The following is an 8,351-nucleotide window of genomic DNA, read 5'->3' as shown; positions in this document are numbered from 1 at the left end:
ATAGTTACTTCTCCAAACCAATTGTCTTTGAAAGTTCCGGTGTATTGATTGAAGTCGATTTTAGTTTTTTGCTTCTCATTCTGATGGACAACAGTCCAAACTTCCTCTGTTATTTTATCGGCATTGTCTTCTTTAGCTCTTCTTTCCTGACTTAAATAAGCCAAATGGTCAAACTTTGGCAATCCCAAATAACTGTCTTTTATGGTATTTGATATCACTGTAAAAGCCGCGCCGTTTTGTTGGTTGGTTAAAACGATAATGCCCAACTTCACATCCGGAATCATAATGGTTTGTGTAACAATGCCGTCTAATCCGCCGGTGTGAGAGACTTGCAAATGACCGTTGATGTCTTCCAAACGCCAACCTAAACCGTAACTGCGGAAATTAGAGCTGTATGGATATGGATTGTTCATTGGTAAAATGGTTTGCGGTGTCCACATTTCTTTCCATTGTTTTTCTGAGAATAACCTTTGGTTTTCACCAAATTTGCCTTGATTCATTTGCGCAATCAACCAAAAGCTCAAGTCGTTTACAGAAGCATATAATCCGGCAGCGGCATCAAAAATCGGATTGGTATAACGAGGAACAATTTCCAGTTTTCCGTTAGTGGGTACATGCGGTACAATGACGTTGGTTGTATCTTTTAACCTTCTCCATGAAGCAGCACTTTTAGTCATTCCTATAGGTTGCATAAGGCGTTCTTCAACAAAATCACACCAAGATTTACCCGAAACTTTTTCAATGACTTCCCCGGCAATTACGTAGAGTAAATTGTCGTAATCATATTTGGTTCGGAAACCTGAAACCGGTTTGAGATATTGAATGTTTCTTACAATGTCTTTGGGTGTAAAGTCATGTCCGTCGGGCCAAATCATCAAATCTCCGGCGCCTAATCCGAGTCCGCTTTTGTGTGTTAGTAAATCGCGTATGGTAAATTCTTCCGTTACGTAATTGTTGTACATTTTAAATTCGGGCAAGTACTTTTTGACTTTATCGTCCCAATTGATTTTGCCTTCATCGACCAAAATAGCCAAAGCCGAAGCTGTAAATGCCTTGCTGTTTGAAGCAATACCCACTAAAGTGTTGGCGTCCATTTTTTGTTGCGTTTTGATATTGGCTACGCCATATCCTTTGGCTAAAACCAATTGACCGTCTTTTACGATACCTACGGCTATGCCTGGCACGTTAAAGGTTTTCAGGGTGTTCTCTACCAAAACATCAACCTCTTTTTCTGTAATTTGGGCATTTAATGAGAAGCTAGCCAATAGGTATAGCCATTGTAATTTAAAACTCATAATTCATAATTCAAAATTCATAATTACTTAAACCCTCTTTGGCGTTTGGCTTCAAAAATCAAAATGGCGGCCGCTACCGAAACGTTCATACTATCGATGGCACCTTGCATTGGGATGATGATGTTTTGTGTGGCTTGATCGCGCCAAGGTTGTGATAATCCGGTGGCTTCTGTGCCAACTACCAAAGCAGTAGGAGTAGTGTAGTTTTGGGTGTGATAGGAAGTAGAATTCTGTAATGTGGCACTATAGAAATTAATGTTTTTTTGTTGTAAAAAAGTAATTGCTTCCTCAGTTGTAGCAGTGGCTATTTGATTGGTAAACAAACAGCCAACGCTGGAGCGAACGATATTCGGGTTGTACAAATCGGTTTTGGGATTGGCAATGATAACGGCGTCTACTTTAGCCGCATCACAAGTACGCAGCAAGGCACCGATATTACCGGGTTTTTCAATCGCTTCCATTACCACGATAAGTGGGTTTTCGGGAAGTTGCAATGCTTCTAAATTTAAAGATTTTGTTTGCGCTACTGCTAATATTCCTTCAGTGGTATCGCGATAAGCTAACTTTTGATAGACTTCTTTAGAAATTTCAATTAGTTCACTCGGATAGGGAATGCGTTTTTTGATTTCAGCTTCAGTCAACAATTCCGGTAAAAAAAGAATGGTTTCAATAGTATAATTCCCTTTAACCGCTAGCTCCATTTCGCGCAACCCTTCAATCAAAAAAGTCCCGGATTGTTTGCGGGCTTTGGCTTTTTCTTGTAAAAGCACCAAAGATTTTATGAACGGATTTTGAGCGCTGGTAATTTGTTTCATGTCGTAAAAGTACTGACTTTTTATAAAATGCCTCGCGCCTTGATTTCAAGGTATTTGTTGATGGTGTCCAACGTAAGGTTTTCCGGTTGGGTTAGTACCGAATGAATGCCGTACTTTTTGAGTTCGGTGACGATGAGTTTCTTTTCGAAAATGAATTTTTCAGCGATGACTTTATCGTAAACTTCCTGAATGGTGTCGGCTTTTTTATTGGTGATTTGGTACAATTCGGTGTTTTGAAAAAAGACTACAACCAACAAATGGTTTTTGGCAATCCCTTTTAAATACGGTAATTGGCGATGCAAACCATCCATGGTTTCGAAGTTAGTATACAAGATAATCAAACTTCGTTGGTTGATGTTTTTCTTGATGTCGGCATACAAACGCGAATAATCGCTTTCAAAATAATCGGTTTTTACATTGTATAAATTCTCCAGTATTTTTTGCATTTGTGAGGTTCGCTTTTCGGCAACCACTCCGTTTTCCACTTTCTTAGAAAACGAAAACATACCGGCTTTGTCTTGTTTTTTCAGAATGACATTCGACAAAACCAAAGTCGCGTTAATGGCATAATCCAGCAAACTCATTCCGTTGAACGGCATTTTCATTACGCGACCTTTGTCGATGGCCATGTAAATGTTTTGCGATTTTTCGTCTTGGTATTGGTTGACCATCAAGCTGTTTTTCTTGGCGGTAGCTTTCCAGTTTAAGGTTCGAATGTCGTCGCCGGGAACGTATTCTTTGATTTGTTCAAACTCCATTGTATGGCCAATGCGCCGTATTTTTTTGACACCGTATTGGAATAAATTATTGGAGAAAGCAATTAAGTCGTATTTGCGCAATTGAATATAAGACGGATAAGTTGGCACCATTTGGTCTTTGTCGAAACGGTATCTTTTGGAAATCAATTGTAATGGAGAAGTCACATAAACATTCAGATTCCCGAAAAAATATTCACCGCGTTCGGTTGGGCGCAAATGGTATTGCACTTCGTCTTGAGCAGCATTTTTTATCTTTCTTTTGATTTCAAAATTTCTGACTTGAAACTGAAACGGAATCTCATCAATAATTTTAACATGGATAGGAAAGGTATAAAAATTCTTTACGGTAACGATTATTGGATTTTCATCACCGTTGGACAATTTCTCGGGTGTAGTTCGGTGTGCTTCGATTCCGTTTTTGTTGCTGAAAAGAATCAAAATATCCAATACAAAAAACACTAAAATAATAAAGAGCAAATACCAAGTAGCATTGTACAAAACCGGAAAGATAAAGGCCAAACAGAATAGCACTATTATGCCGATAAGCAAATAGAAAAAGAAATTATTGAGGTATAACTGTTTGAAAAAGTTCATGCTGGTTTTCCGTTTTGTCCAAAGATGATTTATCTCGGGATTTCGATGCTTTCAATGATTTGTTTGATGATTTCGATGCTGGTCAATCCTTCCATTTCACGTTCAGGAGTAACAATTACGCGGTGTTGTAAAACCGGGATGGCGGCATCTTTAATGTCTTCCGGAGTGACGAAATCACGGCCTCTAATGGCAGCAAAACCTTTGGCGGCATTCAAAATTGCTATTGAGGCTCTTGGCGAAGCTCCTAAGTATAAAAAGGCATTTTCTCGGGTATTCACCACCAATTTGGCGATGTATTCTAAAAGATTAGGTTCTACCAGAATTTGTTTTACTAACTGTTGGTAATTGATAATATCAGAAGCCTGTAAAATGGTCTGAATGTCTTCTAATTTTCCTTTGTTTTGAAGCGTATGTTCTTTGTGGATAATATCGATTTCTTCGTTAAGTTTAGGATAATCAACATTAATTTTAAACAAGAAACGGTCGAGTTGTGCTTCGGGTAAACGATAGGTTCCTTCTTGTTCGATTGGGTTTTGTGTGGCTAATACGATAAACGGTTGGTCTAAAGTATAGCAATGGCCATCGATGGTGATTTGGCGTTCTTCCATTACCTCAAACAAAGCCGCTTGGGTTTTGGCCGGTGCACGATTGATCTCGTCTATCAAGACTAAGTTGGAAAATATCGGTCCTTTTTTGAATTCGAATTCCGATTTTTTCAAATCGAATACCGAAGTTCCTAAGATATCCGATGGCATCAAATCGGGTGTAAACTGAATCCGACTGAAATCTACCGAAAGGGTTTTGGCGATGATTTTGGCGGTCATGGTTTTGGCCACGCCGGGAACACCTTCGATTAATACGTGACCGTTAGCCAAAATGGACACCAATAATTGGTCGATCATTTTGTGTTGGCCTACAATAACCGTTTCCATTTCGGCTTTGATTTTGTCAATACTGGCGCGTAGCGGTTCCAAATTCAATCGGGACTCAAAATTTACATTTTCCTGAGTATCGAAGTTTTCTGTATTTTCCATTAGCTGATGATTTTTTCTATTGCTTTATTGATTTCTATTAAATCAGTTTCGATACTTTGATGATAGCTTTTCTTTTGATAATTAATCAAATATACTAAGTGTTCGATGTCTTTGATGTCTTTGCCGGTTTTGGCGTGTAATTTTTTGATAAAGTTTTCATCTAAAACCGCTGTTTCAATGAGATATTCATTGCGAACGCGTTCGAGGAAATAAATGATTTTTTTATCGATAAGGTTCTGGTGATTGCCTTCCTGATAGTATAAATTCCCGATGGTTTTGGTAAAATCGACTGTGGTGTTCGACAGTGGTTTGATGACAGGAATAATTCTTTGTCTTCTTTTGGCATTAAAAATCATAAAAATAATCATGCCGATTAAGAACAAATACCAAGCATATCGCAAAGCCGGTTGGCTAAGTATATAGCGCAAAGGTGAACCCGATTCTGCAATACCTTCTTGTTGTTTCACAAACCAAAACACATTCCCTTTTGGGAGATACGATAATACTTTTTCGGTGTATTGGTAATGATTGTCTTTGAGTAAATGGTAATTGGTGAATGCAGCCGGTTGCAAATGAATGTAGAAGTTTCCTTTTTTGTAAGGCACTTTGATGAAATTTACCCGCTTGTTGTTTGTTCCGGATTGATAGCCTAAAATGGTTGTAGTTAAAGTGTCTATACTCGAGAAGTAAGCGTTATTGCCGCCTTTGGATAAATCGTATTTTTCCTGCCCTAAGTTTTTATTCGCCATCCAACAATCGATTTCCGTTTTAAAATCGTAATCGGCATCGAGTTTAATATTGAGCGAATCGGTAAAGATTTCAGGTAGATTTTGAACGCTCAAAAAAGCAGAATTTCCGTGACTTACGAAATAGAACATCTCTTTAGTCGATTCGTCATCAATGATATAAGTATCGCAAATATTAAACAAAGTGCCTTTTATATTGTAACTGTCGACTTCTTGACTGTAATCGAAGTGTTCATCTAAAAACTCATAAGCCGAAGTTTTGACTTTTTGAATTTTTTGTTGTTTCAAAATGTTTTTGCTTTCTTGGTCAAATACATACAGTCCGAACGGAATTTTATCTCTCAAAACATAACTTGGCGACCAATCAACCGGTTTGGGTCGAACGGCATCAATATAAATCACGCCCGCTATCAGAACGACTAAAAAGAAGATGTATATTTTTATAGTTCTGTTCATTATTTAATCGATTGCAAAGTGTTTTCAAAAGCTTTTTGGGCTTGTTTGAAGGTAATATCGTTCATTTCAAATTCGCCATACCAAATGTAATTGTACAAATACGATAGGTATTGAAAGTTGTTTTTTAAATCTTTGGATTGGATTTCGTACAAGTAATCAGTGTTGGTTTTGTCCACATGCCATTCGATGACATTGCGCTCGGATAATTTTTTTAATGTCCACAAATAGTAATAGCGAATGGCCAAACGGTGGTTATTTTCGTTTAAGGTTTGCTTCAGTAACTTTTCGAAATCCACATGCACCAAGTTTTTTTCTATATCATCGTCGCTGATGATTTTTTTGGTAGTTGATTTTCCGAAAACCCATTGGCCTTCTTTGTTTAAAATGAGTTTGACAATCAGATAAACCACGTAAATAACGATTAATCCGGCTAAAACTTTCAGCGTAATTTCAACATAATTCGAGGAAACTTTGGTGTCTGATAAGCCGAAAATTTTCTTGAACCAATAGGCTAGCCATTCTTTGAATTTATCCCAAGCACTTTTTTCGGAAAGTTTGACTTCGTATTGGAATTCCGCTGAGTTGTATTTCGATTTTAAATTGGGCGAAATAGCAATGTTTTTTTGCCTTGGTGCTTGGTCTACTTTACACTTTTTTTCAAGCAAAGCCAATGAGTCCTTTTCGGTCACAGACATAGACTCTTGTGCCCAATTGGGAAGACTGAAAAACAACCAAAAAAGAAGAAGATATTTATTCACTGCCAATCAAATCAATAGAGAAATCTGCACTTTTGTTTTCATCGAATTCCTGACGACTGTAAAATATCACGCCTTGATTGATCAGTAATAAGTTGTTCAGGATGTAACTCATTAAGAGCGAAAATACCATGACAACGGTCAATACCAGCGCCACGCCCGACTGGGCATTGTTCTCCTGAAAACCGTCTTGTGTAGAAGTAAAAACAGAAATCAAGCCCAGCATATAAGGAATCATAGAAAATATCGTCATCGCGACTTGAATGATAAGGTAAATCACCATACACGAGCCTACAATCGGGAAATATTGTTTGGTTAAATGTTTAAACCCGGCGCCATAGCTTTGAAAAACGCCTTTATCGGTATTTAAATATTCATAAAAACTCAGGGTTACCCAACTAAAAGCGGTTGGAATAGCAAACAGTAATAGCGGAATTCCGATGATGACAAAACACAGTAGAATCAACAAGGCGAAAACGGCGATTAAAACCGGCGTTATAAGGAAAACAGTCGCCAAAAAGAAAACTAATATTTTCCCGAAATGGGCTTTGAATCGGCTTAAAATTTCTTTGGTGCCAAAGTTTTTTCCGTTGTTCTTTTCATACAAATCAAAATAAATTACGGGTAACGAGTAGTTGAGCATGCTTAGAAAAATCATAAACAAGAACAAGCCTAAAGCGACTAATACAACTAAAGGAATATTGTTGGTTAAATAACTTTCTAAGTATTCCGAATTATTACTGTTAGGGTCAGTTTTCAGAAAAAAATCAAAATACACTTGAAACAAAAAGTAGGAAGCCGCCACTAAAATCAGCAGCATTGGTCCACTGATGGTGAAGTAATTTTTCAAATAGTGTTTGCCGTTTTCTTTGAAAAACACAAAAGTATCACTGACGTAGTCACCAAAATTTCTTCTTTTAAACAGACTAAACATATTATCGTTTTAGTTTTTTATGAACAATAGTTGGAAAAATCAAAAAGTAAAATGAAATCATCGAAAGAGTACCCAAAATAATAACCACATTCAGCCAATTAGGCATTTCTATAGCATATCGGGTAACAAAACCTTCTAAGAATCCTGCGGCTATGGTAAATGGAATTGTGCTTAAAAAGATTTTTAAACTGTCTTTGAAACCAATTTTAAAGGAGTTTAATCGGGAAAATGTTTTAGGAAATAGGATAGAAGCGCCAAGGATAAACCCGCAAGCAGACTCGATTACAATGGCAAAAATTTCCATAGATCCATGGATCCAAATGCCGCTTACACTTTCCCAAAATACGCCATGTTGGTAAAAGAAATATTGGAATGAACCCAACATAATGCAGTTCTGAATTAATACCCAAAACGTACCCACACCGCCAAAGATTCCGTAAATAAAACAGCGTACTCCAACATAAAGGTTGTTCAATGTAATGGCAATAAATCCGCCCCAATTGCTGCCGGATTTGTATACTGCCACGGGATTTCCGTTTTCAATATTTTCCAAAGTCATGTTCACATAACCATCGCCCAGAATCAAACGAACAAAATTTTCATCATACCGGGCTGAAAGAACGCCCATAGTCACTGTAGCAAAGAACAAGATGAAAGCGTAAATGATATACCGCCTATAGTCGTATACCAGCAAAGGCACTTCGGTAGAAAAAAAATAAACCAATCTATTTTGCTCTTCGCGTTTGGTTTTATAAATTTTCTGATAAATTTGTGAAGCCAAATAATTCAGATAAACTACGGTTTTACTTTTGGGATAGTAGGTTTGGGCATACGACAAATCATTGACCAAATGGATGTACAAACTAGCCATTTCATCAGGATTTTTTTTAGTATTGCCAAAAATAGCTTGCTCAAAATCGAGCCACTTTTGTTTGTTTTGTTTTATAAATGCTACTTCCCTCAT

Annotated in this window: 8 protein-coding genes; all 8 read right to left on the bottom strand. The window is 37.3% G+C overall.

What is annotated here, in order from left to right; all coding sequences use genetic code 11:
- On the bottom strand, window positions 1-1,295 hold a 1,295-nt coding region (locus tag ACIQ32_RS01775; protein WP_396193940.1), incomplete at its 3' end, for a serine hydrolase domain-containing protein.
- 23 nt (window positions 1,296-1,318) lie between these two features.
- Complete coding sequence (locus ACIQ32_RS01770; protein ID WP_396193939.1) at window positions 1,319-2,110, bottom strand: TrmH family RNA methyltransferase; 792 nt, start codon at window positions 2,108-2,110, stop codon at window positions 1,319-1,321.
- Between the two features lie 20 nt (window positions 2,111-2,130).
- Window positions 2,131-3,462 (bottom strand): DUF58 domain-containing protein, encoded by a 1,332-nt coding sequence (locus ACIQ32_RS01765; RefSeq protein ID WP_396193938.1) that lies wholly within the window; start codon window positions 3,460-3,462, stop codon window positions 2,131-2,133.
- 29 nt (window positions 3,463-3,491) lie between these two features.
- Window positions 3,492-4,496: an AAA family ATPase gene (locus ACIQ32_RS01760; RefSeq protein WP_396193937.1), complete on the bottom strand. Its 1,005-nt coding sequence runs from the start codon at window positions 4,494-4,496 to the stop codon at window positions 3,492-3,494.
- Complete coding sequence (locus ACIQ32_RS01755; protein ID WP_396193936.1) at window positions 4,496-5,698, bottom strand: DUF4350 domain-containing protein; 1,203 nt, start codon at window positions 5,696-5,698, stop codon at window positions 4,496-4,498. Before ACIQ32_RS01755 ends, ACIQ32_RS01760 begins: the two co-directional genes overlap by 1 nt.
- On the bottom strand, window positions 5,698-6,393 hold the full coding sequence (locus ACIQ32_RS01750) for a DUF4129 domain-containing protein (RefSeq protein WP_396193935.1): 696 nt from the start codon (window positions 6,391-6,393) through the stop codon (window positions 5,698-5,700). Before ACIQ32_RS01750 ends, ACIQ32_RS01755 begins: the two co-directional genes overlap by 1 nt.
- Before the next feature lie 55 nt (window positions 6,394-6,448).
- Window positions 6,449-7,387, bottom strand: a complete 939-nt coding sequence (locus tag ACIQ32_RS01745; RefSeq protein WP_396193934.1) for a hypothetical protein — start codon at window positions 7,385-7,387, stop codon at window positions 6,449-6,451.
- A 1-nt stretch (window position 7,388) separates the two neighbouring features.
- Window positions 7,389-8,351: a stage II sporulation protein M gene (locus ACIQ32_RS01740; RefSeq protein ID WP_396193933.1), complete on the bottom strand. Its 963-nt coding sequence runs from the start codon at window positions 8,349-8,351 to the stop codon at window positions 7,389-7,391.

The sequence above is a fragment of the Flavobacterium sp. genome, assembly GCF_044373165.1.
Classification (GTDB): Bacteria; Bacteroidota; Bacteroidia; order Flavobacteriales; family Flavobacteriaceae; genus Flavobacterium.
Note: the sequence above shows the minus strand (reverse complement) of the source record. Positions and strands in the feature narration are given on the sequence as shown.